Annotated in this window: 28 protein-coding genes; 14 read left to right on the forward strand and 14 right to left on the reverse strand. The window is 70.6% G+C overall.

The features are described from left to right. Positions 1-44: 44 nt before the first annotated feature. From HNR30_RS40725 to HNR30_RS40740, 4 genes are all read left to right on the forward strand, one after another. On the forward strand, positions 45-575 hold the full coding sequence (locus tag HNR30_RS40725; protein WP_181615519.1) for a TetR/AcrR family transcriptional regulator: 531 nt from the start codon (positions 45-47) through the stop codon (positions 573-575). A 32-nt stretch (positions 576-607) separates the two neighbouring features. Continuing rightward, entirely contained in the window at positions 608-1,465 is an 858-nt protein-coding gene (locus HNR30_RS40730) for a DinB family protein (protein ID WP_181615520.1), read from the forward strand. A 31-nt stretch (positions 1,466-1,496) separates the two neighbouring features. After that, on the forward strand, positions 1,497-2,336 hold the full coding sequence (locus HNR30_RS50495; RefSeq protein WP_220134565.1) for a helix-turn-helix domain-containing protein: 840 nt from the start codon (positions 1,497-1,499) through the stop codon (positions 2,334-2,336). Between the two features lie 67 nt (positions 2,337-2,403). Then, positions 2,404-2,985: a dihydrofolate reductase family protein gene (locus HNR30_RS40740; RefSeq protein ID WP_181615521.1), complete on the forward strand. Its 582-nt coding sequence runs from the start codon at positions 2,404-2,406 to the stop codon at positions 2,983-2,985. Positions 2,986-3,052: 67 nt separating this feature from the next. Here the strand turns inward: HNR30_RS40740 and HNR30_RS40745 are convergent, their stop codons facing one another. Continuing rightward, positions 3,053-3,484: a MarR family winged helix-turn-helix transcriptional regulator gene (locus tag HNR30_RS40745; RefSeq protein WP_181615522.1), complete on the reverse strand. Its 432-nt coding sequence runs from the start codon at positions 3,482-3,484 to the stop codon at positions 3,053-3,055. Between the two features lie 86 nt (positions 3,485-3,570). Here HNR30_RS40745 and HNR30_RS40750 point away from each other — a divergent pair, with 86 nt between their 5' ends. The 3 genes from HNR30_RS40750 to HNR30_RS40760 all read left to right on the forward strand — a co-directional run bounded on the left by HNR30_RS40750 (position 3,571) and on the right by HNR30_RS40760 (position 4,959). Further along, a complete protein-coding gene (locus HNR30_RS40750; protein WP_181615523.1) occupies positions 3,571-3,903 on the forward strand; it encodes a DMT family transporter in 333 nt (110 codons plus the stop codon). Positions 3,904-3,914: 11 nt separating this feature from the next. Beyond that, complete coding sequence (locus tag HNR30_RS40755; RefSeq protein WP_181615524.1) at positions 3,915-4,235, forward strand: DMT family transporter; 321 nt, start codon at positions 3,915-3,917, stop codon at positions 4,233-4,235. An 82-nt stretch (positions 4,236-4,317) separates the two neighbouring features. After that, the gene (locus tag HNR30_RS40760; protein ID WP_220134610.1) at positions 4,318-4,959 is read left to right on the forward strand and encodes a DNA alkylation repair protein; all 642 of its coding nucleotides are present in this window, start codon (positions 4,318-4,320) and stop codon (positions 4,957-4,959) included. A gap of 140 nt (positions 4,960-5,099) precedes the next feature. Here HNR30_RS40760 and HNR30_RS40765 read toward each other — a convergent pair whose 3' ends face one another. Beyond that, on the reverse strand, positions 5,100-5,516 hold the full coding sequence (locus HNR30_RS40765) for a MerR family transcriptional regulator (RefSeq protein ID WP_181615526.1): 417 nt from the start codon (positions 5,514-5,516) through the stop codon (positions 5,100-5,102). A 57-nt stretch (positions 5,517-5,573) separates the two neighbouring features. Between HNR30_RS40765 and HNR30_RS40770 the strand changes: the two genes are divergently transcribed. Beyond that, on the forward strand, positions 5,574-6,530 hold the full coding sequence (locus HNR30_RS40770) for an SDR family NAD(P)-dependent oxidoreductase (protein WP_181615527.1): 957 nt from the start codon (positions 5,574-5,576) through the stop codon (positions 6,528-6,530). A gap of 163 nt (positions 6,531-6,693) precedes the next feature. Here the strand turns inward: HNR30_RS40770 and HNR30_RS40775 are convergent, their stop codons facing one another. Both HNR30_RS40775 and HNR30_RS40780 read right to left on the reverse strand, forming a co-directional pair. Beyond that, the gene (locus tag HNR30_RS40775; protein ID WP_181615528.1) at positions 6,694-7,845 is read right to left on the reverse strand and encodes a sensor histidine kinase; all 1,152 of its coding nucleotides are present in this window, start codon (positions 7,843-7,845) and stop codon (positions 6,694-6,696) included. Further along, entirely contained in the window at positions 7,842-8,492 is a 651-nt protein-coding gene (locus HNR30_RS40780) for a response regulator transcription factor (protein WP_181615529.1), read from the reverse strand. The genes HNR30_RS40775 and HNR30_RS40780 overlap by 4 nt, the downstream gene beginning before the upstream one ends. Positions 8,493-8,571: 79 nt before the next feature. Between HNR30_RS40780 and HNR30_RS40785 the strand changes: the two genes are divergently transcribed. Beyond that, positions 8,572-9,954 (forward strand): glycosyltransferase family protein, encoded by a 1,383-nt coding sequence (locus HNR30_RS40785; protein ID WP_181615530.1) that lies wholly within the window; start codon positions 8,572-8,574, stop codon positions 9,952-9,954. Here the strand turns inward: HNR30_RS40785 and HNR30_RS40790 are convergent. The 4 genes from HNR30_RS40790 to HNR30_RS40805 all read right to left on the reverse strand — a co-directional run bounded on the left by HNR30_RS40790 (position 9,846) and on the right by HNR30_RS40805 (position 13,258). Further along, positions 9,846-11,354 (reverse strand): heparinase II/III domain-containing protein, encoded by a 1,509-nt coding sequence (locus tag HNR30_RS40790; RefSeq protein ID WP_181615531.1) that lies wholly within the window; start codon positions 11,352-11,354, stop codon positions 9,846-9,848. The two genes, HNR30_RS40785 and HNR30_RS40790, sit on opposite strands and share 109 nt — an antisense overlap. Then, positions 11,351-12,190, reverse strand: a complete 840-nt coding sequence (locus HNR30_RS40795) for a CU044_5270 family protein (RefSeq protein WP_181615532.1) — start codon at positions 12,188-12,190, stop codon at positions 11,351-11,353. The genes HNR30_RS40790 and HNR30_RS40795 overlap by 4 nt, the downstream gene beginning before the upstream one ends. Next, positions 12,183-12,734: an RNA polymerase sigma factor gene (locus tag HNR30_RS40800; protein WP_181615533.1), complete on the reverse strand. Its 552-nt coding sequence runs from the start codon at positions 12,732-12,734 to the stop codon at positions 12,183-12,185. Before HNR30_RS40800 ends, HNR30_RS40795 begins: the two co-directional genes overlap by 8 nt. Positions 12,735-12,805: 71 nt before the next feature. Next, positions 12,806-13,258 carry a GyrI-like domain-containing protein gene (locus HNR30_RS40805; protein ID WP_181615534.1) on the reverse strand — a complete coding sequence of 151 codons (453 nt, stop codon included), beginning with the start codon at positions 13,256-13,258 and terminating at the stop codon, positions 12,806-12,808. A gap of 72 nt (positions 13,259-13,330) precedes the next feature. Between HNR30_RS40805 and HNR30_RS40810 the strand changes: the two genes are divergently transcribed. Both HNR30_RS40810 and HNR30_RS40815 read left to right on the forward strand, forming a co-directional pair. Next, positions 13,331-14,770: a GuaB1 family IMP dehydrogenase-related protein gene (locus HNR30_RS40810; RefSeq protein WP_181615535.1), complete on the forward strand. Its 1,440-nt coding sequence runs from the start codon at positions 13,331-13,333 to the stop codon at positions 14,768-14,770. Between the two features lie 34 nt (positions 14,771-14,804). Next, positions 14,805-15,179, forward strand: a complete 375-nt coding sequence (locus tag HNR30_RS40815; RefSeq protein ID WP_181615536.1) for an FKBP-type peptidyl-prolyl cis-trans isomerase — start codon at positions 14,805-14,807, stop codon at positions 15,177-15,179. 64 nt (positions 15,180-15,243) lie between these two features. On the opposite strand, the gene HNR30_RS40820 is transcribed toward HNR30_RS40815, so the two are convergent. Then, positions 15,244-16,677, reverse strand: a complete 1,434-nt coding sequence (locus tag HNR30_RS40820) for an MFS transporter (protein WP_181615537.1) — start codon at positions 16,675-16,677, stop codon at positions 15,244-15,246. 12 nt (positions 16,678-16,689) lie between these two features. Next, on the reverse strand, positions 16,690-16,899 hold the full coding sequence (locus HNR30_RS40825; protein ID WP_181615538.1) for an NADPH-dependent FMN reductase family protein: 210 nt from the start codon (positions 16,897-16,899) through the stop codon (positions 16,690-16,692). 65 nt (positions 16,900-16,964) lie between these two features. Here HNR30_RS40825 and HNR30_RS40830 point away from each other — a divergent pair, with 65 nt between their 5' ends. Both HNR30_RS40830 and HNR30_RS40835 read left to right on the forward strand, forming a co-directional pair. After that, on the forward strand, positions 16,965-19,934 hold the full coding sequence (locus HNR30_RS40830) for an ATP-binding protein (RefSeq protein WP_181615539.1): 2,970 nt from the start codon (positions 16,965-16,967) through the stop codon (positions 19,932-19,934). Positions 19,935-19,981: 47 nt separating this feature from the next. Then, positions 19,982-21,508: an ATP-dependent DNA ligase gene (locus HNR30_RS40835; RefSeq protein ID WP_181615540.1), complete on the forward strand. Its 1,527-nt coding sequence runs from the start codon at positions 19,982-19,984 to the stop codon at positions 21,506-21,508. 55 nt (positions 21,509-21,563) lie between these two features. Here the strand turns inward: HNR30_RS40835 and HNR30_RS40840 are convergent, their stop codons facing one another. From HNR30_RS40840 to HNR30_RS50500, 3 genes are all read right to left on the reverse strand, one after another. After that, complete coding sequence (locus HNR30_RS40840; protein ID WP_181615541.1) at positions 21,564-22,811, reverse strand: hypothetical protein; 1,248 nt, start codon at positions 22,809-22,811, stop codon at positions 21,564-21,566. Between the two features lie 287 nt (positions 22,812-23,098). Further along, on the reverse strand, positions 23,099-24,055 hold the full coding sequence (locus tag HNR30_RS40845; RefSeq protein WP_181615542.1) for a DUF2332 domain-containing protein: 957 nt from the start codon (positions 24,053-24,055) through the stop codon (positions 23,099-23,101). A 257-nt stretch (positions 24,056-24,312) separates the two neighbouring features. Next, a complete protein-coding gene (locus HNR30_RS50500; protein ID WP_181615676.1) occupies positions 24,313-24,783 on the reverse strand; it encodes a hypothetical protein in 471 nt (156 codons plus the stop codon). On the opposite strand from HNR30_RS50500, the gene HNR30_RS50505 reads away from it, so the two are divergent. After that, positions 24,770-25,057, forward strand: a complete 288-nt coding sequence (locus HNR30_RS50505) for a septal ring lytic transglycosylase RlpA family protein (RefSeq protein ID WP_181615658.1) — start codon at positions 24,770-24,772, stop codon at positions 25,055-25,057. The two genes, HNR30_RS50500 and HNR30_RS50505, sit on opposite strands and share 14 nt — an antisense overlap. Positions 25,058-25,576: 519 nt before the next feature. Here the strand turns inward: HNR30_RS50505 and HNR30_RS40860 are convergent. Further along, on the reverse strand, positions 25,577-26,065 hold the full coding sequence (locus HNR30_RS40860) for an SRPBCC family protein (protein ID WP_246380134.1): 489 nt from the start codon (positions 26,063-26,065) through the stop codon (positions 25,577-25,579). Positions 26,066-26,074: the final 9 nt, after the last annotated feature.

Genomic DNA, 26,074 nt, shown 5'->3' on the forward strand with positions numbered 1-26,074 from the left:
AGGTAAGTTGCTGACTTAACGGATGGTAAGGGAGTCTTGGAGGCGTGACAAGCCCCACCAAGCAGCGCATCCAGGACGCCGCCCGCGAGCTGTTCGCGGCCAAGGGCGTACAGCGCACCACGCTCCAGGAGATCGCCGACGTGCTCGGCATCACCAAGCCGGCGCTCTACTACCACTTCGCCTCGCGCGAGGACCTGGTACGGAGCATCGTCCAGCCCATCGTCGACGGGGGCGAGGACTTCCTGGACCGCATGGAGGCCCTGGAGGGCATCGAACGGGGCGAGTTGCTCGGCGCCTTCTTCGACTTCCACTACGCCTACCGGCGCGACATCCTGCTGCTGCTCACCGAGCTGTCGACGCTCAGCGACCTGGGGCTCATCGAACTGGTGGTCCGGTGGCGGGAACGACTGACCGTGCTGCTGCTGGGGCCCGAGCCGACACTCGCCCAGCGGGCCAGGGCCGTCATGGCGCTGGGCGGGATGCAGGACATCTCGACGCAGTTCGCCGACGTGCCGGCCGAGGAACTGCGGCCGATCGCCGTGGAGGCGGCGCTGGACGTGCTGCGGACCGGTTGATCCGCGGCGTGCGGCGGGAGCAGAATGGCGCGATGGCCGATGCTTCCGCCGATGCCGGAGCCCATCCCGGCGGGGCTCGTTCCGACAGGGCTCGCTTTGATGGGGCCGATCTTTCCCGGGCCCGCTTCACCGACACCGACATCACCGGCGCCCGCTTCACCCGTGCCGACCTCTCAGGGAGCAGCCTGCACGACTGCGACCTGCGCAAGGTCAGGATCTCCTCCTCCTGGCTCTCCGACGTCAGCCTGTCCGGGGTCATCGACAACCTCGTCGTCAACGACGTCGACGTGACCGCCTACGTCTCCGAGGAGCTCGACCGCCGCCACCCGGAGCGTGTCCACGTCCGCCAGGCCCACAGCGCCGACGAGCACCGGGCGGCGTGGCTCATGATCGAGCGCCTCTGGGCAGAGACCGTCGCCCGCGCCGAGGGGCTGCCGGACCTCGTGCACACCCGCGTCGACGACGAGTGGTCCTTCGCCGAGACGCTGCGCCATCTCGTCTTCGCGACCGACCTGTGGGCCGGGCACATGATCCTCGGCCTGCCCAGGCCGTTCCACCCCACCGGCCTGCCGCCCACCGACCATCCGCGCGACGAGACGGCGGCACTGGGCGTCGACCTCGACGCCCGGCCGTCCTTCGCCGAGACCCTCGCGGTCAGGGCCGAACGGCACGCGCTCGTGCGTGACTACATCGACGAGCTCACCGACGAGATGCTGGAGCACACGACGTCCCGGCTGTTGCCCTGGTCGTGGGCGAAGTCCGAGCCCACGGTCCGCACCTGCCTCGGTGTGATCATGAACGAGGAGGTCGAGCACCGCCGCTTCGCGGAGCGCGACCTCACCCGCCTGGAAGCCGGCCGCCCGAGCCCGTCCTGCCCTTCCGCGGACTGACCGCCGCGCCGCCCTGGGCGATACTGAGGGCGTGGAGTACGTGTCCAGAGTGCCGCGACCGCCACTGGACGGGCTGATCGACGACCTCTACTACCTGGAGGGCGCGCCGCCGTACGCCCGGCTGATGTTGCCGCCGATGCCGTCGGCGCTGCTCATCGTCAACCTCGGGCCGCCGTTCCGCATGCGCGCCGGCACCGACGTCGAGACGGCCGACTACGCCGACGGCTGCGTCATCACCATGCCCACCCGCGCCTTCGAGTTCGGCTACCCGCCGGGAACCCGATCCGTCGGCGCGCACGTCAAGCCGTGGGGGCTGGCGCCGTTCCTGCCGATGCCCGCGGCCGAGCTGTGCGACCGGCCGGTGACGCTGGAGCAGGTCTGGGGCCGCTCCGCCATCGCGGAGCTGCGAGACCGGCTGGCCACGGCGGCAGGTCCTCACGAGATGCTGACGCTGCTCGAACAGGAACTGATGCGACGGCTGGGCGAGAGCGCCGGCCTGGGGCTCGTCCGCCACACGAGCGGCGTCATCGCGGCGGCCGGCGGGGCGGTGCCGATCGGCGAGCTGAGCGTGGCGGCCGGTGTCAGCAGCACCCATCTGACCCAGCGGTTCAAGGAGCTCATCGGGGTCACACCGAAGCGGCTGGCCCGCGCCCACCGCTTCACCGCCGCCGTGTTCGCGATCGACCCCGCCGGACCGGTCGACTGGGGCGAGCTCGCCAACACCGCGGGCTACTTCGACCAGGCCCACTTCGGGCACGAGTTCCGCGCCTTCACCGGGCTCACGCCGACCCAGTACGTCGAGGTCAGGCGGCGGTTCCAGCGCGAACACCCCGGCCACGTGCTCGACGGCTGGCCGCTGCCGGCCGATTGATTTCTTACAAGAGCGCCGGCTCACGAGACGTTAATTTGGGGGGCACCCTGAAGCAGAGGAGAGCGCCGTGGGCAAGGTCGTCATGTACAGCTCGGTGTCGGTGGACGGATTCATCGCCGACGGCAATGACCAGCCGGGACCGCTGTTCGACTGGTTGACCAGCGGCGACGTGCCGTTCGACGAGAGTGGTGTGCTGAAGGTGTCGCGGGCGTCCTACGACTACACCCGGGCGTACTGGGACCAGATCGGAGTCACGATCGCCGGACGCCGCGTCTTCGACCTGACGGACGGCTGGGACGGCAAGCCGCCGAGCGGCATCGACCACGTGGTCGTCGTATCGCACCGGCCGATGCCCGAGGGCTGGGACCCGGAGGCGCCGTTCCACTTCGTCGACGGCATCGAGCCGGCCGTCGCCAAGGCGCGGGAGCTCGCGGGTGACCGCATCGTGGAGGTCGCCGCCGGCGACGTCGGCGGCCAGGTGCTCGCCGCGGGCCTCGTCGACGAGGTGCGCATGGACGTCGTACCCGTCGTGCTCGGGTCCGGCAGGCGCTACTTCGGGTCGGTCGACGCGCAGCACCTGCTGGACGATCCTGACGTGGTGATCCAGGGCGAGCGGGTGCTTCACCTGCGCTACCAGGTGCGCCGCTGACCGATCCGGGTCAGCGGCCTCACCACCCGCCCTGATCGCCCCGCCCTGACCGCCCTCGCCGCGGGCGTCACAGAGCGGCCGCGGGCCGTACCGCCCTCAGCGCCGTGACCACGGGCGCCAGCCCCTCGGCCTGCGCCCGGTCGAGCGCGTGCGTCAGCGCGGCCTCGTAGGTGTCGCTCGCCCCTGCCTTCCTGGCCCGGCCCTCCTCGGTGATCACCGAGTAGACCCCGCGCCGGTCGTCGGCGCACAGGTCCCGCCGCGTCAGGCCCGCCTGCTCCAGCCTGCTCACGAGCCGGGTCACCGAGCTCTGGTTCAGTCCGAGCAACTCGGCCAGCTCCTGCATCCGCAGCTCGCCCTTGCCGGCCTGCGACAGGTGGCACAACGCCCGATACTCCGACAACCCCAGGCCGTGCCGCTGCAGCGCGGTGGCCAGCGCGTGCTCGACCCTGGCGTGCAGCCGTACCACGCCCACCCACATGTCGTCGTCGAACGTCGTCATCGTTCCTCCCGGATTGACATCCACTCTACATGCATGTACAGAATATGCATGTACAAACAACTATCAACCTCTTGGAGCTCTTCCCCATGGCCTGGATCCATCTCCTCATAGCCGCGGTCTTCGAGGTCGTCTTCGCCCTGGCCACCAACGCCAGCGAAGGCTTCACCCAGCTCGGCCCCTCGCTCCTGACCGTCGGCGCCGCCGCGGGAGGCATCTTCTTCCTCAGCCTCGCCCTCAGGACCCTCGACGTCGGCGTCGGCTACACCGTCTGGACCGGCATCGGCTCCGTCGGCACCGTCGTCTTCGGCACCCTGCTCTTCCAGGAACACGTCAACACCTGGAAAGTGCTCGCCTTCCTCCTGATCATCGGCGGCGTCCTGGGCCTCAAGCTCTCCGACCGCCCCGCCGCCGCAGCCTAAGGAACCCCACCATGGCCTGGATCTACCTCTCCATCGCGATCGTCTTCGAAATCGGCTTCGCCCTCGGCACCAACGCCACCAAGGGCTTCACCCGCCTGTGGCCCTCGATCTTCACCCTGCTGTCGGCCGCCGGCGGCATCTTCACCCTCAGCCTCGCCCTCAAGACCCTCGACGTGGGCGTCGGCTACACGATCTGGACCGGCATCGGCTCCATCGGCACCGTCATCCTGGGAGCGCTCATCTACAAGGAGAAGATCACCCCGGCCAAGCTCGTGTCCTTCGCCGCGATCATCGGCGGCGTCGTGCTCCTCAAGCTCGCCGCGGGCCTCTGAAACGCTCGCCGCACCTCGTACCCTGGACCTCTCACGCGACGCAGAGGAGGCAGGGGTGACCGGGACGACCGTGGACGAGGTGATGGCCGAACTGGCCGCACTCGACGACCCGAGGGCGCGCAAGGTGAACGAGAGACACGGCGACGACCACGGCGTGAACCTCAGCAAGCTCCGCGCCCTCGCCAAGAGCCTCAAGACGCAGCAGGACCTCGCCCGGCAGCTGTGGGCCACCGACGACACCGCGGCCAAACTGCTGGCGCTCCTCATCTGCCGCCCGAAGGCCTTCCAACGCGACGAACTCGACACCATGCTCCGCCAGTCGCGCACCCCCAAGGTGCACGACTGGCTCGTGAACTACGTGGTCAAGAAGAACCCCCACGTGGAAGAACTGCGCGTCGCCTGGTTCGCCGACCCCGACCCGGTGGTCGGCAGCGCCGGATGGGCGCTGACCACCGACCGGGTCACCAACCGCCCGGACGGCCTCGACCTGGCCGGGCTGCTCGACACCATCGAGGCGGAGATGAAGGGAGCGCCGGAGCGGCTGCAGTGGGCGATGAACCACTGCCTGGCGCAGATCGGCATCGACCACCCGCAGCACCGCGAGCGGGCCATCGGCATCGGGGAGCGGCTGGAGGTGCTGAAGGACTACCCGACGTCCCCGGGCTGCACGTCGCCGTTCGCACCGACCTGGATCAACGAGATGGTGCGGCGCCAGGACGTGTGACCCCGGACGGATGGTGTCGGTAGGCCTTCGCCGTGGCGCGTGGACATCTCACCGATGAGGAGTGGTCCTTGATCGAGCCTCACTCGCTGCTGGGTGAGCGCGGCCGCGGACAGCGGATACGGGAGGGGTAGTGCTCGCGGTTACGCCGAGGATGCCGGCGACCAGAGTCCGGCCGCGGTTCCCTCTTCGACGTGCTGACGATAAATCACGACCTTGCCATGGATGATCTCCAGGCTGGCCGTCAATTCGGCGACTTTGTCCCGAACGGCTCTTTCGTGCTCCTCCAAGAGTGCGAGCCGCTCCGCCTCATTGCCGGGACCAGATCGGACAAGCGCAGCGAACCTCTTCAGGGTGGCGATGGGCATTCCGGACTCCCGCAGCCGGTTGCACAACAGAAGCCACTCCACGTCCGCCGGTTCGTAGACTCGCTGCCCTCCGGCCGTGCGCGGAATCGGACGGAGAAAGAGCTCCTCCCGTTCGAAGAACCGCAACGCGTGCACTCCCAGGCCGGTCACCTTCGCGACGTCTCCGATGGAAAGGCGGTCCGTGTCCGTCATCGTCCTGCACCGCCATAGCTTGACCTAGATTGCACTCTAGATTTTAACCTCCAGCGCATGGCAATCACGCACCATAAGATCGGCTCGGGATTCGACGCGCACAGCACGGCAGACGAGGTCCTGGCCGGCATCGATCTATCCGGCAAGACCGTCCTGATCACCGGCGGCTACTCAGGTCTTGGACTAGCGGCCACGAGCGCGCTGGCCCGCGCCGGGGCACACGTCATCGTGCCCGCCCGCCGTCCTTCCGTGGCGACGGAGGCGCTGCGCGGCATTCCGCGGACGGAGGTGCGGGAACTCGACCTGGCGGACCCCGACAGTATCCGGAGGTTCAGCGACCGGTTCCTGGAGACCGGCCAGCCCCTCGACATCGTCATCGCCAACGCGGGTGTCATGGCCTACCCGGCCACGCTCATCGGTCCGGGTTGGGAAGCGCATCTCGCCATCAACCATCTCGGACACTACGCCCTGGTCAACCGCCTGCGCCCGGCCCTGGTCCCCACCGGGGCGCGAGTGGTATCCGTTGCTTCGGCAGGGCACTTCCTGTCGGACATCCGCTGGGACGACCCGCACTTCCACCACGGCTACGACCACTGGCTCGCCTACGGGCAGTCCAAGACGGCCAACGCCCTGTTCGCCGTCCATCTCGACGCCCTCGGTGCGGCCAGTGGCGTGCATGGCTTCGCGGTGCACCCGGGCAGCATCCTCACTCCGCTGCAACGGCGCATCCCCCGCGAGCAGCAGATCGCCCAAGGCTGGATCACGCCGGATGGCAGCCAGGCCGACGGCTTCAAAACCCCGGAGCAGGGTGCGGCCACGGCCGTATGGGCGGCCACGTCACCTCTGCTCGACGATCACGGCGGCGCCTACTGCCAGGACTGCGACGTCGCCGAATCCGCGGTCTCCGACGACATGCTCGTGGGCGGTGTCAAGCCATGGGCGATCGATCCCGACTCCGCATCCCGGCTCTGGGCCCTCTCCGGTGAACTCACGGGGCTGGACGCCTTCTCCTGATTCGGGGTGAGGTCACGCGCCGCAACTCGGGTACTTGGACTGAAGAGCATCGCGCGGGGCGAGCCGCTGACCGCGGTGGGAGGCCGCACCCAGGACGGGGGCCTGCTGCCAGAGGTCGCCCGCGCCCCCAGGACCACGGGTGGGCGGGCGAGTGGAGAGGGAGTCAACCGGCAGGAAGCGCCGCAGGCAGTTCGACGGTGACGGTGAGGCCGCCCTCGTCCCGGGGCCGGACCGACACGTGGCCCCCGTGCGCCTCCACCACCGTCTTGACGATCGACATCCCCAGCCCCGTCCCCCGGTCCGAGTTGAGCCGGTCCCCGTGCAGCCGCCTGAACGGCTGGAAGATGCTCTCGACCTCGTGCGGATGCACGAGCAGCCCGGTGTTGGCCACGACGAGCTCCACCCGGTCCGACCGTTGCCGGGTGGTGACCCACACGCCGCCGCCGGGTTCGTTGTGCCGCATGCCGTTCTCGACGAGGTTCTGGACGAGCCGTTCGATCAGCACGGGGTCGCCCGCGACGGGTGCGGAGTCGAGCAGCCGGTGGATGGCGATCTTGCGTGAGGCGGCCTCCTCGGCGGCCAGGTCGAGGGCGTGTTCGACCACGTCCGACAGGTCGAAGGCTCGCCGGTCGAGCACGATCTGTTCGCCTTCCGCGAGGGCGAGGAGGCCGGCGATGAGGCGTTCGTGGCGCTCGTTGACGACGAGGAGGGATTCGCCGAGCCTGCGCAGGTCGTCGGAGGCGTCGGGGCGGCGCACGGCGACGTCGACGAGGGTGCGGTTGATGGCCAGCGGCGTGCGTAGTTCGTGCGAGGCGTTGGCGACGAAGCGGCGCTGGCCGTCGAAGGCTCGCGAGAGCCGGTCGAGCATGGTGTCGAAGGTGTCGGCGAGTTCCTTGATCTCGTCGTCGGCGCGGTAGTCGAGCCGTTCGCGCAGGTCGTGGCTCTGGGCGACGCGGCGGGCGGTGAGGGTGGCCTGTTCGAGCGGCCGGTGGACGACGCGGGCCAGGCGCCAGCCGAGGAAGGCGGCCAGGGCGGTGCCGAGCGGCAGGACGAGGAGCCCGACGTTGCGGACGGAGTCGAGGGTTCCGGCCTGGTAGAGGCGGCGGATCTGGATGCCGCGCTGGTTGGCGACCTCCCATCCGGCCTGTCCCGGGTAGAACTCGTATCCGGCGACGCGGATCACGTCGGGGTTGCGCCAGCCGGGGACGGGTTCGAGCTGGGCTCTGACGAGCAGGTAGAGGCCGATGAGCAGCAGGCCGGCCAGCACGAAGAAGATGGCGCCGCTGACGACGGCGAAGCGTACGCGCAGGGTCATGGGATGCGGTACCCCGATCCTGCGACGGTCTCGATGACCGGCGGTTCGCCGAGCTTGCGTCGCAGCTTGACCATGGTGGTGCGCACGGTGTTGGTGAAGGGGTCGATGTGCTCGTCCCAGACCTTCTCGAGCAGGTCCTCGGCGGAGACGATGGAGCCGCGGGCGCGCATCAGCTCGTAGAGCACGCCGAACTCCTTGCGGGCCAGCGGCACGTAGCGTCCGTCGCGGAAGACCTGGCGCTGGCCGCGGTCGACGGTGATGCCGGCGTGTTCGAGCACGGGCGGGTCGGCGGGTCTGGCGCGGCGCCCGAGGGCGTGGACGCGGGCGAGGAGTTCCTCGAAGTCGAACGGTTTGGGCAGGTAGTCGTCGGCGCCGAGGGACAGGCCCGCGACCCGTGCCCGCACGTCGCCGGAGGCGGTGAGCATGAGGATGCGCAGCAGCCCGCCGCTGACCTGCCTGCAGACCTCGTCGCCGTGGACCTTGGGCAGGTCGCGGTCGAGGATGAGCACGTCGTAGTCGTGGACGGCCAGGCGTTCGAGCGCCGCCTCGCCGTCGTAGGCGATGTCCACCGCCAGCGCTTCGGCCCGCAGGCCTTCCCCCAGGGAGTCAGCGAGCATCCGCTCGTCCTCCGCAATCAGAATCCGCAACACATCCCCCGAATCCTGGCGTTTCTGACCTAACGCGAGCGTAACCAGTTTTGGTAACGGCCGGGTTATCGATCGGCCGGTGAACTTGCTGGTCATGCTGCTGAAGAGATCCGACCGGGTGTTCGCCGGCGTCCTGGCCGTCGCGGTGGTGCTGCGCGTGGCGGTGATGCTGGGCTACAACACCGCCCAGCTGTTCTGGTACGACTCCTTCACCTATCTGGACACCGCGCTGCACCCGAAGCCCTCTGGAGCGTTCCATCCGGTGGGCTATTCGCTGTTCCTGGCGTTGTTCCGCAGCGTGGAGCTGGTCGTGGCGGTGCAGCACGTGATGGGCCTGGGCATCGGGGTGATGATCTACGCCCTGCTCCGCCGTACCGGAGTGCCGGGGTGGGGAGCGGCGCTGGCGACGGTCCCCGTGCTGCTCAACCCGGCTTTCCTGCGCATCGAGCACGCGATCCTGTCGGAGACCCTGCTGATCCTGCTGATCGTCGGCGCGCTCACCGCGATGGCGGCCAGGCGGCCGGTCCTGGCCGGGCTGCTGATCGCGTCCGCCGGGCTGGTGCGCACGGCGGCGGTGCCCCTGCTGGCCGTCTTCGTGCTCTACCTGATCGTCAAGCGCGGCGGCCGACGCCCACTGGCCGCTTTGGTCGTGGCGGGCGCGCTGCCGCTGCTGGGTTATGCGGCCTGGTTCCAGCAGCACCACGGCAGGTTCGCGCTGAGCAACGCCGACGGGGTGTCGCTGTGGGCCCGCACGATGACCTTCGCCGACTGCGCGAAGATCAAGCCGAGCCCGGACGTGGCCAGGCTCTGCCCGAACGGCACGGTGGTCGACGCGGCCTCGGAGTACGTCTGGGCCCCGGATGCCGCGCTCGCCCGGCTCGGCGGTGACCGGTTCGGCCACAACCAGCTCGCCAGGAGGTTCGCGGTGCAGGCGATCACGAGCCAGCCGCTCGACTACGTGGCCGACGTCGCGAGGGACGCCACGCTCCCCTGGTCGCTGAGGCCGGTCGCGCATCCGCGGCGGGTGCCGCACCTGACCGACCTGCCGGTCGGCTCCTGGGGGCTGCCCACAGAACACGGCCTGATCGGCAAGGTCAGGAAGGAGTACGACTCGAGCATCACGGGCCTGGCCAGCGTCGCGCCGTACGACAAGGTCTTCGAGGTCTGGAAGTACCCCTATCTCCTGCACGGGCCGCTCTTCCTGATCATGCTGCTCGTCTCGCTGCTCAGGCCCTCGCTCCCGGCCGCCGTGGCGTTCCTCCTCTATCTCGGCCCGATCGCCGCGATGGACTTCGACCACCGCTACATGCTGCCCGCGGTGCCGTTCGCCTGCCTGGCGGGGGCGATCGCCCTTCACCACCTGGCCGGGCACGTCACGCGGCTCCGGGCCGGCGCGACGACCGTCAGTACGGCACGCGCCGCGGGCGAGACCAGGGTCGTCGAGGACGCCTTGCGCAGGTAGCCCACGGAGATCTCCTCGGTGCGCGCCGCCGGCTCCAGCGGCCGGCATCCCGGCATCCCGAACATCCGCACCGTCACCGACGAACCGGGCGCCAGGTGCCACAACGAGCGCACCGACGACCCGGCGGGCACCTCGTCGAGGACGGTCATGACCTCCCCTTCGACCATGACCTTCCTGGTACGGCTGACGCCGTACGCGTCGTCGGTGAGCTCGTAGACCTGCCGGGTGCGCCCGATGGACGAGCTCACCAGCCGCGTGGCCGTACCGGGCCGGAACCGCGCGCCCTCGACGACGGGCACGTTGTGCGCGGTGGGCCCGACGGTCCAGGCCTGGTAGGCGGTCCGCTCGTAGGAGTGGAAACCCGCCTCGACGAGCTGGTCGCGCCCGCCGATCTGGAAGGTCACGCCCATGTGGTCCTCGTGGCCGTGCAACTGCCGCCCCGGCCCGAAGCGGATGGAGTAGAAGCTCGCCGACGGGTCCCATGAGCTGCGCCCGAACACGTAGCCGCCGTCGAAGACCTTGATGCGCTCCCGCGGCCGGGGGAAGCCGCGCGGGCGCAGGTCGGCGGGTCCGTCGCCGATCGCGACCAGCCGCCCGTCGGGCTGGGTGGCGTGGCCGACGTACCCCTCCAGCGCGGTGCGGCGGGCGGCCAGCTCGGGCGGCGGGCGCAGCCCGCACTCGCGCATGGCCTCGAAGGCGACGCCGAGCCGCTGGTGGACGTAGACGCCGTAGCGGGGCGCCTGCTCGCGCAGCACTCCCTGGTCGTCGACGGCCTGGCGGGCCGAGGAGGTCATGCGGGAGAGCGCCAGGTCGCGCCACTGGCCGACCTCCAGCCGGCAGCCCAGCCCGAGCAGGGCGATGTCCTGGTCGAGCCCGTGGTTGTGGCCGGCCCGGTAGAGGTCGGGGTCGCCCAGGACCTCGGCGTGCTCGACCAGGCTCGCCGACAGCCAGTCGGCGCGCACGTAGGCGCTCAGGCAGACCAGGGTCGGCGCGCGCAGCGCCACCGCGTGCTCGGCCCACGCCCATTCGCTCACGCCGAACCCGGAGCGCGGGTTGTCGCGCACCCAGTCGCGGGTGATCTCCTCGGCCCGCTTCAGGTAGGCGTCGTCGCCCGTCTTCTCGTACTCGACGACGAGCCGCCCCATCCATCGCAGCGCGTGCAGGCTGAGCATCCACGACCGGTTGCGGTGGGGGTCCATGCGCCAGTCGACGTCGGGCCCGAGCCGTACGGCGGGCAGTCCGTGGAAGGAGACCGGCTCCTTGAGCGCGTCGGAGACGGCGAACTGGTCGCGGTCGCAGATGGGCCGCCCCTTGCTCGCCGCCAGCGAGGGCCCGCCCGGTTCGGCGAGCGAGATCAGCCCGGTGACGAGCACGAGAACGAGCAGCAGCCGCCTCCTCACGGGCGCGGCTCACGATCGGTCCAGCCGGCCTCCAGGACGAGCTCGGAGCCGCCGTCGGTGACCGAGGCGAGCACCTGGCCGTCGTCGGGGTCGATGATCAGTTCCCGGTGTGAGGCACGCGGCCAGCGCAGGTCGTAGGCGAAGCCCACGCCGGGCCTGCCCAGCGAGTCGACGGTCCTGCCGAGGTAGCGCACGTTGCCGAGGCCGGCCAGCGCCCGGTAGGCGGCGGCGCGCACGCCTGGAGGCGCGGGCTTGCTCCACAGCAGGCCGCTCAGCGCGTCGGCCATCACCCCGTCGCGCGTGCCCTCGGGCAGCGCGGGCAGCAGCGCGGTCACCGCGCTGAGCAGGCGCTCCGGGTCGTCGGGCAGCGCCTGGATCTCGGCCAGGCTCATGGACCGTCCCGCCAGGCTGAACGGCCGGTCGGTGCGGCTCAGCGCGCCGCCGGCCCCGCTCCAGGCACGGCCGTCGCGTGCGGCCCACAGCTCGGTGACGCGTCCCGCGCTCTGCCGTTTGACGTGCCAGAAGGCGCCGCCGGCCGTACCCGACTCGGCGCGTGTGGCGGCGGCCAGCAGGATCGACTCGCCGGAGACCGTCACCGCCTGCCCTGGCCGGCTGTCCGGTTCCGAGGTCAGCGCCGGGTAGGCGACGGCCAGCGCGGCGCCGGCTCCGGCCAGCAGAAGACCGCCGACGAGCCGCCGGCGAGCCGGATGAGGCGGGCGCGCCCGATGCGCGGCCGCGGGCCGAACCCTCTCCTGCTCCAGCCGCGCCCGCACCCGCTCGCGCGCGCCAGGATCGGCCGCGGGCTCGCCGTACAGGTCACGAATCAGCTCATCCACGCGAGTCCTCCACCGGGTTGACGCCGCCCAGGGCGTCGCGCAGCTTGCGACGGGCCCGGCTGAGCCGGGAGCCGACCGTTCCGTACGGGATGCCGAGCGCCACGGCGATCTCCTCGTGGGAGAGCCCGGCCAGGGCGACGAGCAGCAGCACGTCTCGATCGCCCCGGTTGAGCCCGGCGATGGCCTTGGCCAGGTCGGGGCGCAGGGCCTGGGCGCTGACTCGGGCGGCGGCCTGCTCGTCGAAGTGACCGGAAAGATCGCCGTCCGCCACGCGCAGAGCCTTCAAAGCGCGGATCTCACTGCGCCGGTGCTTGCCGATCAGCTTGGTCGCGATGCCATACAACCAGGTGCGCACCGAGGCCCGCGACGGGTCGTAGACGTCACGCCTGCGATAGGCGGCCAGGAAGGTCTCGGCGACCACGTCCTCGGCGTCGTCGGGCCCCAGCCGCTGCGCCACGTACCGATGGATCTCCCCGAAATACGCGTCGAACACCGCCTCGAAGGAGGCGGTCAGGTCATGCACCGCCGATGCGGTCCCCGTCATCACGTGCCTTCCGAAAACAGAAGCGGTCGATCGGTATCACCCGTTCGACCGCTTCGCTTTCACGGAAGTTGCTAGACGGACAGATAGATCTCCGCGCCGTCGCCGTGGTGCACCTCGAGGTCGGTGCGGAAGGAGCGCGGCGGCTGCGCGCCCGCCTCGGTGTGCTTCCAGATCTGCTGCCAGGTCTCGATCAGCGCGCCGGGCATCGGCCCGCGCACCTCGATCTTGACCGAGGGACCCGCGGGAACGCGCACGGCGACCATGCCCTCGGGCAGCTTCGGCACCGCCCGTACGGCGACGCCGACGACCTGGGTGTAGGCGCCGTGGTGGTCGCTCTCGTAGTCGGTCAGGACCGCGTAGAGGTTCTCGTCGAGCCGCCCGGGGACGTGCGCGAAGGCGCCGGGCGCCGACGCCCGCTGCCACAACCGGGCCAACCGGGCCCGCGCCGGATCGGCCTCCTCGGCGTTGGTGGTCCGTACGGCAAGGCCGACGACAGTGAGCTCGCCCCGCTCGATCACGTCCATGCGATCGATCATAAGCCCAGATGAAAGGGGGAAAGCTCCTTCATATCGCAGCACCGCATAAGGTGGACTAACGTGAAGTTTCTCAACGGGCTCGAACCGTCGTACGACCTGACGTACAGCGACGTCTTCATGGTGCCCTCCCGTTCGGCCATCGGCTCCCGCCTCGCCGTGGACCTGTCGACCACCGACGGCACCGGCACCACCATCCCGATCGTGGTCGCCAACATGACCGCCGTGGCCGGCCGCAGGATGGCCGAGACCATCGCCCGGCGCGGCGGCATCACCGTCATCCCCCAGGACATCCCCATCGACGTCGTCACCGACGTCGTCGACTGGGTCAAGAAGCGTGACCTGGTGCACGACACCCCGCTCACGCTCACCCCGCACGCCACCGTCGGCGAGGCGCTCGCCCTGCTGCCCAAGCGGGCGCACGGCGCGGTCATCGTGGTCGACTGGGACAACCGCCCCATCGGCGTCGTGACCGAGGCCGACTGCTCGGGCGTCGACATGTTCACCCAGCTCGAGCAGGTCATGTCGACGGGGCTGCTGACGCTGCCGGCCGGGCTCGACCCGCGCGCCGCCTTCGACCGGCTGCACGAGGGCCGCCACCGGCTGGCGCCGATCGTCGACGACGAGGGCAGGCTCATCGGCATCCTGACCCGCACCGGCGCGCTGCGCGCCACGCTCTACCAGCCCGCGCTCGACGCCGACGGCAGGCTGCGCATCGCCGCCGCGGTGGGCGTCAACGGCGACGTGGCGGCCAAGGCCAAGGAACTGCTGGAGGCCGGGGTCGACTGCCTGGTGGTGGACACCGCGCACGGTCACCAGGAGAAGATGATCGCCGCGCTGCGTGCCGTACGTGCCCTCGACCCCGGTGTGCCGGTGGCGGCGGGCAACGTGGTGACGGCCGAGGGCGTGAAGGACCTGGTCGACGCGGGCGCCGACATCCTCAAGGTCGGCGTCGGACCGGGCGCCATGTGCACCACGCGCATGATGACCGGTGTGGGCAGGCCGCAGTTCTCCGCCGTGCTGGAGTGCTCGACCGAGGCGCGCCGCCTGGGCCGTCACGTGTGGGCCGACGGCGGCGTGCGCCACCCGCGCGACGTGGCGCTCGCGCTGGCCGCGGGAGCGGCGAACGTGATGATCGGCTCCTGGTTCGCCGGCACGTACGAGTCCCCCGGCGACGCTCGCACCGACGCCGACGGCCGTAAGTACAAGGAGAACTTCGGCATGGCCTCGGCCAGGGCCGTCCGGCTGCGCACCGCCGACGACACGCCGTTCGAGCGGGCTCGCAAGGCACTGTTCGAGGAGGGCATCTCCACCTCCCGCATGTACCTGGACCCGCACCGGCCCAGCGTCGAGGACCAGATCGACGCCATCGTGGCCGGGCTCCGCTCCTCGTGCACCTACGCGGGGGCGACCACGCTGGAGGAGTTCCACGAGCGGGCCATCGTCGGCATCCAGAGCTCCTCCGGCTACAGCGAAGGCATGCCGCTGCACCAGAGTTGGTAGCTTGGAGGCTTCGCTCATTTCTTAGGAGAAACACGTGGCACTCGAGAAGCCGGAGATCGACTTCCCGGAGGGCAACCCGCCCGCTGACCTGGAGACCGTCGACATCTGGGAAGGCGACGGCGAGGAGGCCAAGCCGGGTCACAACGTCAGCGTCCACTACGTGGGCGTGGCGTTCTCGTCGGGTGAGGAGTTCGACGCCTCCTGGAACCGCAACCAGGCCTTCGAGTTCCCGCTCGGTGGCGGCCGCGTCATCCAGGGCTGGGACCGTGGCGTGGCCGGCATGAAGGTCGGCGGCCGGCGCAAGCTGGTCATCCCGCCGCACCTGGGCTACGGCAACCGCGGCGCGGGCGCCGCCATCAAGCCGGGCGAGACGCTCATCTTCGTCGTCGACCTGCTCGGCGTTCGCTAGACATGTGAGTACGGCACCGCGGGGGCTCCTCTTCCTCACCGCGGTGCCGTACACGCTTGTTGTGTTAAGCGTTCACCAGCGCCTCCTTGTGCCTCTTGGCCCTGAGCAGCGTGAGCGACAGTGCCGCCGCTCCCAGGGCCAGCACCGCCGCCGCTCCCGACGCGACGTTCAGCCCGTCGGTGAAGGCGTCACGTGCCCGGGCGATCAGCGCCTCGTCGCCGCTGGTCAGGGCGTCGGTGAAGCTGGTCGACACCTGCGAGCCGTAGACCGCGGCGCCCACGCTGCCCAGGATCGCCACGCCGAGCGAGACGCCCAGGTCGCTGGCGGTCGTGTTGACCGCCGAGGCCGCGCCGGCCTTCTCGGGAGGCGCGGAGCCGATGACCAGGTTCGTGGTCAGCGCCATGGTCGGGGCGATGCCCGGGTAGAGGATGTAGAAGCCGGTGATCAGCATCGGCAGCCCGGCGACGCTGCCGACCTGGGTCATCACCAGGTATCCGATCGCCGAGACCAGCAGGCCGCCGGCCACGACGTAGGCGGGCTGCACGCGCCGCGCCCAGATCGGCGACAGCGTCGAGACCGCCACCAGCGCCAGCGCCGCGGGCAGGATCCACAGGCCCGACTCCAGCGGCGACAGGCCGGCCACGAGCTGCAGATACTGCGTGAACAGCAGGTAGACGCCGCCGAGCGCGATCGCGCCGAGCAGGAAGACGGCCAGCGCGCCGCTGAAGACCTTGTTGGCGAACAACCGCACGTCCAGCAGCGGCTGCTCCAGGCGCAGCTGCCTGCGCACGAACGCCACCCCGAAGGCCAGGCCGGCCAGGATCGTCACCACCGCGGTGGGGGTGACGCCCGCCTTGGCCAGCTCCTTGACGCCGTAGACGATCGGCAGCAGCGCGGCCATCGACATCAGCACGCTGGCCACGTCGGGCCTGCCCGCCTCGGCGTTGCGGTACTCCGGCACCGCGAACGGCGCGGCGACCACCACCAGGGCCATCACCGGCACGCCGATCAGCAGCGCGGCGCCCCACCAGAAGGACTCCAGCACCAGCCCGCCGACCAGCGGGCCGATGGCCACGCCCACCGAGATGGAGGCGGCCCAGACGCCGATCGCGGTGGCCCGCTCACGGGCGTCGGTGAACATGTTGCTGATCAGGCTCAGCGTCGACGGCATCACCGCGGCGGCGCCGATGCCCATCACCGCGCGGGCCGCGATCAGCGCCGACGCGCTCTCGGTGAAGGCGGCGAACGCCGAGGCCACACCGAAGGCCACCGCGCCGAACATGAGCACCTTGCGGCGCCCGATCCTGTCACCGACGGTGCCCATGGCCACCAGGAGTCCGGCCATCATGAAGCCGTAGATGTCGTTGATCCACAACAGCTGGCCGTCGGTGGGTCTCAGGTCGGCCGCGATGTGCGGGGTCGCCAGGAACAACACGGTCATGGCCAGGAACAGCAGGATGGTGGGCAGTGACAGGACTGCCAGACCGAACCATTTCATTTCACGTCTCCCTTAGATCTGGATGATCGGCTTGCCCGGCGGCAGCGCGCAGGGCGTCACCACGACGAGGACATCGGCGTCCTCCAGCCAGGGCTCCAGGTCGGCCGCCTGGGCCAGGTCGATGAGGTCGACCTCGTACCCCTCTTCGCAGGCCCGCTCGGCCAGCCAGTCGGCCAGCAACCGGTCGGGTCCGGTGCGGTCGACGATGATCGCCACTCGCATGAAGGTCACCTTGCTGGGGAGGGCTTCGGAAATCCTTCGGACGGCCTTCGGCTACCGTGGTCCGCATGCGTTTCGGGGTGCTTGGTCCGCTTGCCGTGTGGACGGATTCCGGCGAAGAGGTCAAGATCCCCGAGGTCAAGGTCCGTGCCCTCCTGGCCGAGCTGGTCGTCAACGCGGGCCGCGTGGTGCCCTCCGACCGGCTGATCGACCACCTGTGGCCCACGCGGCTGCCCGCCAACCCGGCAGGAGCACTCCAGACGCGCGTCTCGCAGCTGCGCCGCGCGATCGGCACGCCGCTCGTGCTCTCGCGTGCCCCCGGCTACGTGCTCGACGTGCAGGCCGACGCCGTCGACTCGCTGCGCTTCCAGTCGCTCGTGGTAGCCGCCCGCTCCGCCCCGGCCGCCCGCGAGCGGGTCGAGCTGCTGACGCGGGCCCTGGAGTCGTGGCGCGGCGAGGCCCTGGCCGACTTCGCCGACCACGAGTTCGCCTCCGCCGAAGCCGTACGGCTCGGCGAGCTGCGGCTGACCGCCCAGGAGGAGCTCTTCGAGGCCCGGCTGGAACTCGGCGAACACACCGCGCTGGCCGACTCCCTGGCCGTCGTGGTCGCCCAGCACCCGCTGCGCGAGCGGCTGCGTGCCGTCCACCTGCGGGCCCTGTATCGCGCCGGACGGCAGAGCGAGGCGCTGGAGGCCTACCAGGAGCTGCGCGAACGGCTCGCCGACGAACTCGGGCTCGACCCCTCCCCCGCGCTGGTGGCGCTGCAGCAGGCGATGCTCGCCCAGGACCCCTCGCTCGACTCCGCGCCGTCCAACCTGCCCGCCCCGCTGACCGGGCTCGTCGGCCGCTCGGCCGCCGTCGCCGCCGTCACCGGGCGGCTGACCTCCTCGCGCCTGGTCACCCTCGTCGGGCCGGGCGGGGTCGGCAAGACGCGCCTGGCGCTGGAGAGCGCACGGAAACTGACCGGCACCCACCCCGACGGGGTGTGGCTGGTGGAGCTGGGATCCCTGACCGACCCCGCCGCACTGGCCGAGCACGTGTCGGCGACCCTCGGCGTGCGCGACGACGCCTCCGGCGGCGACCACCTCGTCGAGTTCCTGCGCGGCAGGCGGCTGCTGCTCGTACTCGACAACTGCGAGCACCTGACCGAAGGCGTGGCCGTCCTGGCCTCACGGCTGCTGGCCCAGGCGCCAGGCCTCCGCGTCCTGGCCACCAGCCAGCGTCCCCTCGGACTGGGCGGCGAGCAGCTGTGGCCGGTGGCGCCCCTGGAGGAGGCGAGCGCGGTCGAGCTGTTCCTGCAGCGGGCCGAGGCCGCCGGGCTCTTCCTCGACGACTCCGCCCTCGCCGCGGTCACCGCCGTCTGCCGCAGGCTCGACGGCATCCCCCTCGCGCTCGAACTGGCCGCCACGCGCGTGCGGGCCCTCGGCGTGCACACGCTGGCCGAACGCCTCGAAGATCGCTTCAAGGTGCTCACCGCCGGGCACACCGACGCCCCTGCCCGCCAGCGCACGCTGCGGGCGATGATCGAGTGGAGCTGGTCGCTGCTGACACCGCAGGAGGCCGTCCTGCTGCGGCGCCTGGCTGTGCACGCCGACGGCAGCACCCTCGAGGCCGCCGAGCGGGTGTCGGGCCTGGACGACGTGCTCGACCTGCTGGCCGAGCTCGTCGACCGGTCGCTGGTCACCGTGTCGGGCACGCCGCCGCGCTACCGGCTGCTGGAGTCGGTGGCGGCGTACGGGGTGGAGCGGCTGCGGGAGGCCGGGGAGTACGACGAGCTGCGGGGCAGGCACCTGGAGTACTACGCCGCGCTGGCAGCCTCCGCCGGGCCGTACCTGCGAGGGCCGTCGCAGCTGGAGTGGCTGGGCAGGCTCGACGCCGAGACGGGCAACCTGCGGGCGGCCTTCGAGACGGCCTTGGGTGCGGGGGGCGGGGTGGAGCTGGCCAACTCGCTGGCCTGGTACTGGGTGCTGCGGGGGCGGCTCGGAGAGGGACGCCGCTGGTTCACCCGCGCGCTGGAGGCGGGCACCGGGCCCTCATCCTCGGGCGCCTCGTCGGCGGAGTCGTGGCGGGCCGGGTTCGCCATGCGTCAGGGCGAAGCCACCATGCCCGGCACATCCGGCGACCCCCTCGCCGCCTGGTACCTCCTCAACGCCCGCCTCGGCGTCGGCGACCTGCCCACCGCCGAAGAGCACGCCGCCCGCATCCTGGCCACCTTCGGGGCCGCAGGCGACGACTGGGGCACCGCGGCCGTCCTGGCCACCATGGCCCGCCACGCCCTCCTGCGCAGCGACCTGACCCTGGCCGAGCAGTACGGCAAGCGCAGCCACGCCCTGTTCACCCGCCTGGGCGACCGCTGGGGCCAGCTGCACGCCACCTTCGCCCTCGGCGGCCACGCGGAGATCATGGGCGACTACCCCGCCGCCGCCCGCTTCCACCGCGAGGGCCTGCGCATGGCCGAAGAGCTGGGCCTCGGCACCGAAGTGCCCGACAAGCTCGCCTTCCTGGGCCGCATCGCCCTGCTGTCGGGCGACTTCGCCCAGGCCGACGAGCTGCACGAGCGAGCCCGCCGCCGCTCCGCCGAGCAGGGCTACACGCTCGGTGAGGAGTTCGCCGAGCTGGGCCTGGCCCTGAGCGCCCGCCGCCAGGGCGACCTGGACCGCGCGGAACGCCACCTGCTGAACTGGCTCGACTGGGACCGCCGTTTGGAGTCGGCCAGCGCCCTGTCGCTGATCCTGGCCGAGCTCGGGTTCGTCGCCGAGCAGCGCGGCGACGCCGTACAAGCTCGGTCCCTGCACCTGGACGGCCTCGACGCCGCGCGCGCCAGCGGCGACCCCCGGGCCGTCGCCCTGGCCATGGAGGGTCTGGCCGGAGCCGCCAGCCTCGAAGGCGACCTCGCCGAGGCCGCCCGCCTCCTGGAGACCGCGGCCGGGCTCCGCGCCTCCGTCGGCGCACCCCTGCCCTCGGGCGAACGCGGCGACGTCGACCGGATCACCGCCCGCCTGAAGGAGGCCGGCGCGCAAAGCCCCAGGTCGATCTGAGAACCCCGGAAGGGACAACTGTCGGTCGGATGAGGCACGATGGCCATGTGCTTCTCATCGACGTCGTACGCGTGTCGCAGGCGGTCGCCCAGACCTCCGCGCGGCTGGGCAAGGTCGGCCACCTGGCCGAGCTGCTCGGCAGGGTCGGCCCCGAGGAGGCGGAGATCGCCATCGCCTACCTTTCCGGAGAGCTGCCCCAACGCCAGATCGGCGTGGGCTATCGCTCACTCCAGGAACTTCCCGCACCCAAACTGGTGGCCACGGCGACCCTCACCGACGTCGACGCCCTGTTCACCCGCATCAAGGCCGTCTCCGGCCAGGGTTCCCAGGCCGCCCGCAAGGCCCTGGTCCACGAGCTGTTCTCCGCCGTCACCAGCCAGGAACAGTCCTTCCTCACCCGCCTGCTCAGCGGCGAGCTCCGCCAGGGAGCACTCGACGGTGTCATGATCGAGGCGATCGCCAAGGCCTCCGGCGCGCCCTCCGCCGACGTGCGCCGCGCCCTGACGCTGCGCGGCTGGCTGCCCGCGGTCGGCGCCGCGGCGCTGTCGGGCGGCGTCGAGGAGCTCCACGCGTTCAAGCTCGAGGTCGGCCGCGCCGTCGCCCCCATGCTCGCGGGCAGCGCCCCCAACGTCGCCGCCGCGCTCGAGAAGATCGGCGGCCCCGCCTCCCTCGAATGGAAGCTCGACGGCATCCGCGTCCAGACCCACCGCCTCGGCGAGGTGGTCAGGGTCTTCACCCGCACCCTCGACGACATCACCGACCAGGTGCCCGAGCTGGTCGAGGCCGTGCTCGGGCTGCCGTCGCAGGATCTGGTGCTCGACGGCGAGGTCATCGCGCTGCGCCCCGACGGCCGCCCGCACCCGTTCCAGGTCACCGCGTCCCGCGTCTCCACCAAGATCGACGTCGCCCGGCTGCGCGAGAGCACCCCGCTCAGCGTCTACTTCTTCGACCTGCTGCGCATCGACGGCCAGGACATGCTCGACCTGCCCTATTCCGACCGTCAGAAGGAGCTGGCGCGTGCCGTGCCCTCCTCGCTGATCACCCCGCGCCTGGTGACCGACGACGTCGCCCAGGCCGAGGCGTGGTTCACCGAGGTCGTGAAGGCCGGCCACGAGGGCCTGGTCGTCAAGGCGCCCTCGTCCGTCTACGCCGCCGGCCGCCGCGGCGCCGGCTGGATCAAGGTCAAGCCCCGCCACACGCTCGACCTCGTCGTGCTGGCCGTCGAGTGGGGCCACGGGCGGCGCGAGGGCAAGCTGTCGAACCTGCACCTCGGCGCCCGCGACCCCGAGACGGGCGGGTTCGTCATGCTCGGCAAGACCTTCAAGGGGCTCACGGACGAGCTGCTCGCCTGGCAGACGGGGCGCTTCCTCGAGATCGCCGACGGGCCGACCGACGAGTGGACCGTCAACGTACGGCCCGAGCTCGTGGTCGAGATCGCCTTCGACGGGGTGCAGCGGTCGACGCGGTATCCCGGCGGGATGGCGTTGCGGTTCGCCCGCGTGCTGCGCTACCGGCCCGACAAACGCGCCGAGGAGGCCGACACCGTCGAGACCGTCAGATCGTTGATGCTCTGATCACCGAGACCGCGGAGAGGCGAGCGTCCGCGCCGCGTCGGCGGCAGCGACCGGTTCAGTCGCGTGCGCAGGCGCGGGCGGTGCCGACACCGGTACGGCAGGCACGACGCTTCTTCTTCCCGGTGACCCCGTTCGGGGGAGAGCCGCCCGAGGAAGCCGCCATGACGACCCGCGTCGTGGCGCCGGCCCTCACGCCCGTCGGCTGGTCGGGCCGATAACCCTCGGCCAGCAGCTCGGCCTTGACGACCAGCTTTCCCCATACGCCGTCGGAGACCTTCAGGCGCACAGCCGCCGTCGTGCCGTCCCCCGGTGCCAGCTCCACCGGACGTGACGACATCAACACGCGCGGCGTCGTGCCCGCCTGCCGCAGCGGCACGGAGCCGCCCAGCGAGCCGTTCGTCGTGCGCGTCAGTGACAACGGCCGGCCGTTCCAGCTCAGGCGCAGGTTGCCGGGAGTGATGCCGTACCCGGTGACGCTCAGCCGCACGGAGGCATCGCGATAGTGCGGCCCTCCGGCGGGATTGGTGAGCCGGAGCGTGCCCTTGGCCGCGGGGCCGCCCAGGTCGGTGCGGCGCGGGAGCTTGAGGTCGATGCGCGCGCTCCGGCCGGTGGTGAAGTCGTACGTGGTGCCGAGCAGGGTGAGATTGTCGACATAGGTGTCGAGCGTGGCGGTGGCGTCGCCCAGCCGGCCGATGTTGGCGATCACGCCGATCGCCCCGTCGTCGGTCCCCGTGCAGGCGTTGACGAAGGTGTCGAAGGTGGCGTCGCCTCCGGCCGCCACGCCCGCGATGGCCCGGGAGGTACGCCACATGGAGGAGCCCGTCGAAGTGAAGTGCTGCCATTCGTCCGGCTTCACCCCGCCGGCCAGCTGGGGCTGGAAGCTGAGCGTGGTGAACTGGCCGCCGCAGAACATCGGCAGCTGCAGGCTGGGGGCGACCCCGGTGGCGGTGGACGCGGCGCTGTTCACGTACGTGTCGTAGGACACGGGCGACGCGGCGATCCGGGCGAGCGGGATGTGCTGAATCTGACCGCCCTGCACGAAGTAGCGGGCGGCCTGCGCCTGTTCGCCGCCACCGAGGCGGAGATGCAGGCTGCCGTTGAAGCGGACCGGATCGGTGAAGGCGGCCACCTCGTGCACGCCCGGCGGCCGGCCGGCGTTGTTGGGGTCGTCCTGCAGCCTGAGCCATGGGCCTCCGGGGCCCAGATCGCCGGCGTGGACCTCTTCGACGGTGGCCGCGAACGAGGGGGCTGGAAGCCCGGCTATCACCAGCATTCCGGAAATGGCCGCGATTGTCTTAATCATGCGCGCACGGTAATGCCTCGCGTGCTCATGGTGATGGCAGCAGATCACGACATGTCAGAACAGCACAGACTGATGATCACCCCTTGACGGACCCACCCACGGACACCGACCCGACCCGAGCCCCTTATCGAGCCATCGCCGCCAACTCGCGAGCTTGGCCCGCCCTCCCCGAACCCCGAGCCCTCCCCCATCCATCGTCGCCCAACTCCCGAACGTGGCCCGCCCTCGAACACCTCAGGCCTACACCGCCCCGCCTCCAACCTGGAGTCACTCCCCCCGCGTCTCACTCAACCAAGCCAGTGCAGCCACTGCCCATGAGGCCCTGCCACCGCCAGCGGGCGCCCGTCCAGCGAGGGCAGGAACCCCGCCCGATCCTGCGGCAGGGCGCCTCCGGCCCGCTCCAGGAGCTCGGGCAGCCGGGCAGTGCCCTCGTTGGAGATCCACCGCACCGGCAGCTCACGCACAGTCCCGGTGAACCGCTCCCGCTCCTCCAAGGACAGGTACGGCATGACAGCACTGTGGAACACCACCACCGTCGCCCCCTCGGGCGCCTGCGCCACCAGCGCACGAAGGCCGTCGTTGAGATCGGCGGCGACGATGCGCGGCGGCTCCGCGGCCACCACCCGCACGGCAGCCCGCAACCGCCGCAGCCGGTGCTCCTGCTCAGGCCAGACGAGGCACTCCAGCCACCGCATCTCCTCGGCGTCGCGCACGTCGAGCGGATTGATGTCGAGCCCCGCCCGCCAGACCACCTCGAGCGGCCCACCAGGCAACGGCACCGGCCCAGTCGTGCGGCACTCCAGCACCACCGGGCTGTCCTGCGGCCCGAGCGCCTCACCCTGGTCGTAGCTGTAGCGGTAACGATCAGGAAAGAGGCACAACCCCGCCGACGCCCCCACCTCGATCAGCGCCAGCGGCCCAGGGATCGAGGCGAGGATCGGATAAAGCGTGGCACACCGCCCGACCTCGTTCGTCTGCGTACGGCGAGCCAGCATGATCGCGCGTACCCGGCGCCAGTGTTCGACGATCCACTCGACGACGTCCCGGTCCTCGACGGTCCCGCCCGCATAGCGCACAGCCCCGAACAGCAGGTTCGGCTGACGCTTCATCTCAGGCAACTCATCAAGCAGTTTCAGCAGCTCAGCGTGGTGGGCGACCTCGCAGGCCAGCTGCTCGTACCGCGGCGAATGCCCCCGCACCTCCTCCGCCGCAAAGCGCCTATACCACTGGGCAGTCGTCTCCATCCGACCGTCCTCCTCATCGGCACGAACCCAACCGAAGTAAGCGGTTAGCCAGAAATCACAAGATCCCCCCTCTAGTGTCGAGTACTCGCGACGACCACTCAGGCAAAGTGGCATATGTCACCTTACGTACCTTTAATTTGCCTTTGTCGGCTATTCGTCGCATAGGTTCAACCAGTCGCGGGCCCCGCTTTGCCCGCCCTTGGGACTGGCCGACGCGCACCCCTCTCCGGCCTCGGTCCCGTGACCCTGTCTCCGACCTAGGACCCGTGGTTCCCCTTGGGCCAGCATTCCGCCAAGCCTTCTCGCACGCCTTCCCGCAAGAGCCTGCCCTCCCGCAAGAGCTTGCTCGCTCCCGGCAAGCGCCGCTGGACAGCCGTCGCCGCGGGCACCGCCGCCCTCGCCATCGCATCAACGGCCGCCTGGGCCTCGCTGAGCACCACATCGTCGACGAACACCATGGCCACCGCAGGGTCCCGCGTCGCCGTCTCCCCCACCCCCGCACAGCCGTCCACCTCCAAGCCAACAGCTTCGACGTCGACGCCGGCCAACTCCTCGGGCTCATCGCCTTCACCAGCGTCGCCGGACTCATCGGACTCATCGGACTCGTCCAAGTCCTCAAGCGCCTCCAGCAAGCCCAAGCCGAGCACATCCCCCAAGCCCAAGACCTCAGAGGCCACCAAGAGCAAGAAGTCCGAGGCATCAGGTCCGCGAGTCATCTCCACCGGCACCTGCGGCGCCTCCTTCTACGGCGACCCCCAGATGACGGCCAGCGGCGAACAGTTCGACCCCACGGCCATGACCGCCGCCCACAAGTCCCTCCCCCTGGGCAGCAAGGTCCGCGTCACCAACCCCAACAACGGCGAGTCGGTCACCGTACGCATCAACGACCGCGGTCCTTACGTGGGCGGTCGCTGCCTCGACCTGTCCGAGGCCGCCTTCGACGCGATCGGCGACACGGGCGCGGGCGTGATGACCGTCAAGTACGAGGTCCTCGCCTCGTAACGAAGCCGAGCGTGCGGCCTCCCTTCCCCCACAGCCCCGCACGCCACCGCCTCCGACGTTTCTCCGGGGTACGCTCGCACCTGATGGACCAGGCTCGCGAGTTCAGGGCCCATGGCACCTCCTGGCATGGCCCCTGGCGCACCGGGGTCGCCTCAGGACGCACCGGGGTCGCCTCAGGACGCCACCTCGATACGCAGCCACTCCCCGCACATCACCACTCCAGCACACGCTGCCCCACAGCACGCAGCAGCTACCTTCGGCCACCCGCCGCCATGAACACTCGCCACCGCGGACACCCGCCACGGACAACATCCGCCACCCACAACCCACCCCGCCCTCGGTTGGCGCTTCCCTCGCTTGGCGCTTCTTTCGTTTGGCAGTGCCCTCGCTTGGCAGTGCCCCGACACCCCCACCCCGACACAACCCCATGCCACGACCGCCCAAGCCAGTCCGCCTCCGCCAGCAGGGCCAGCGGAGGCGAGAAGGCCAGCAGAGGCGGGAGCGCATGGCTCTCAGACATCAGTTCCAGTTGTCGATCTTGACATCCCGAGGATCAGGAGCCCCCTCCCCCGTCTCGACGAGCGACTTCAGGCTCATCAAGAAGAGCGCCCACTTGGTGCTGCAGTGGTGCATGAACTCCACCGGCTCCTTCCACCCCGCATGCTTGAACAGCACGACGGTGTAGTCATCGGCCTGGCTGAGCTCCCAGCGCACCTGCGTCCCGACCCACTCCGCGGGCCCGTCGACCACTTCCCACAGCACACGCGCCCCTGGCTGAAGCTCCAGCACCTTCATGTCGAAGCCGCCGGCCTCGAACCGGAACCGCAGCACACCCCCGAGGTCGCCGCCTTCTCCCTGTGTGTCGGTCGCCCACCATTTGGCCAGCCCTTCGGCGGTGGTTAACGCGTCGTAGACCTCGGTCGTGGACGACTTGATTCCGACCCTGTGCAGGATGTCCACCATCTCGTTCTCTCTTCCAGTGTCTGTTTCGGCTGAATCGCGCGACATCAGTCGCTG

Source organism: Nonomuraea soli, from assembly GCF_013761175.1.
GTDB lineage: Bacteria > Actinomycetota > Actinomycetes > Streptosporangiales > Streptosporangiaceae > Nonomuraea > Nonomuraea soli.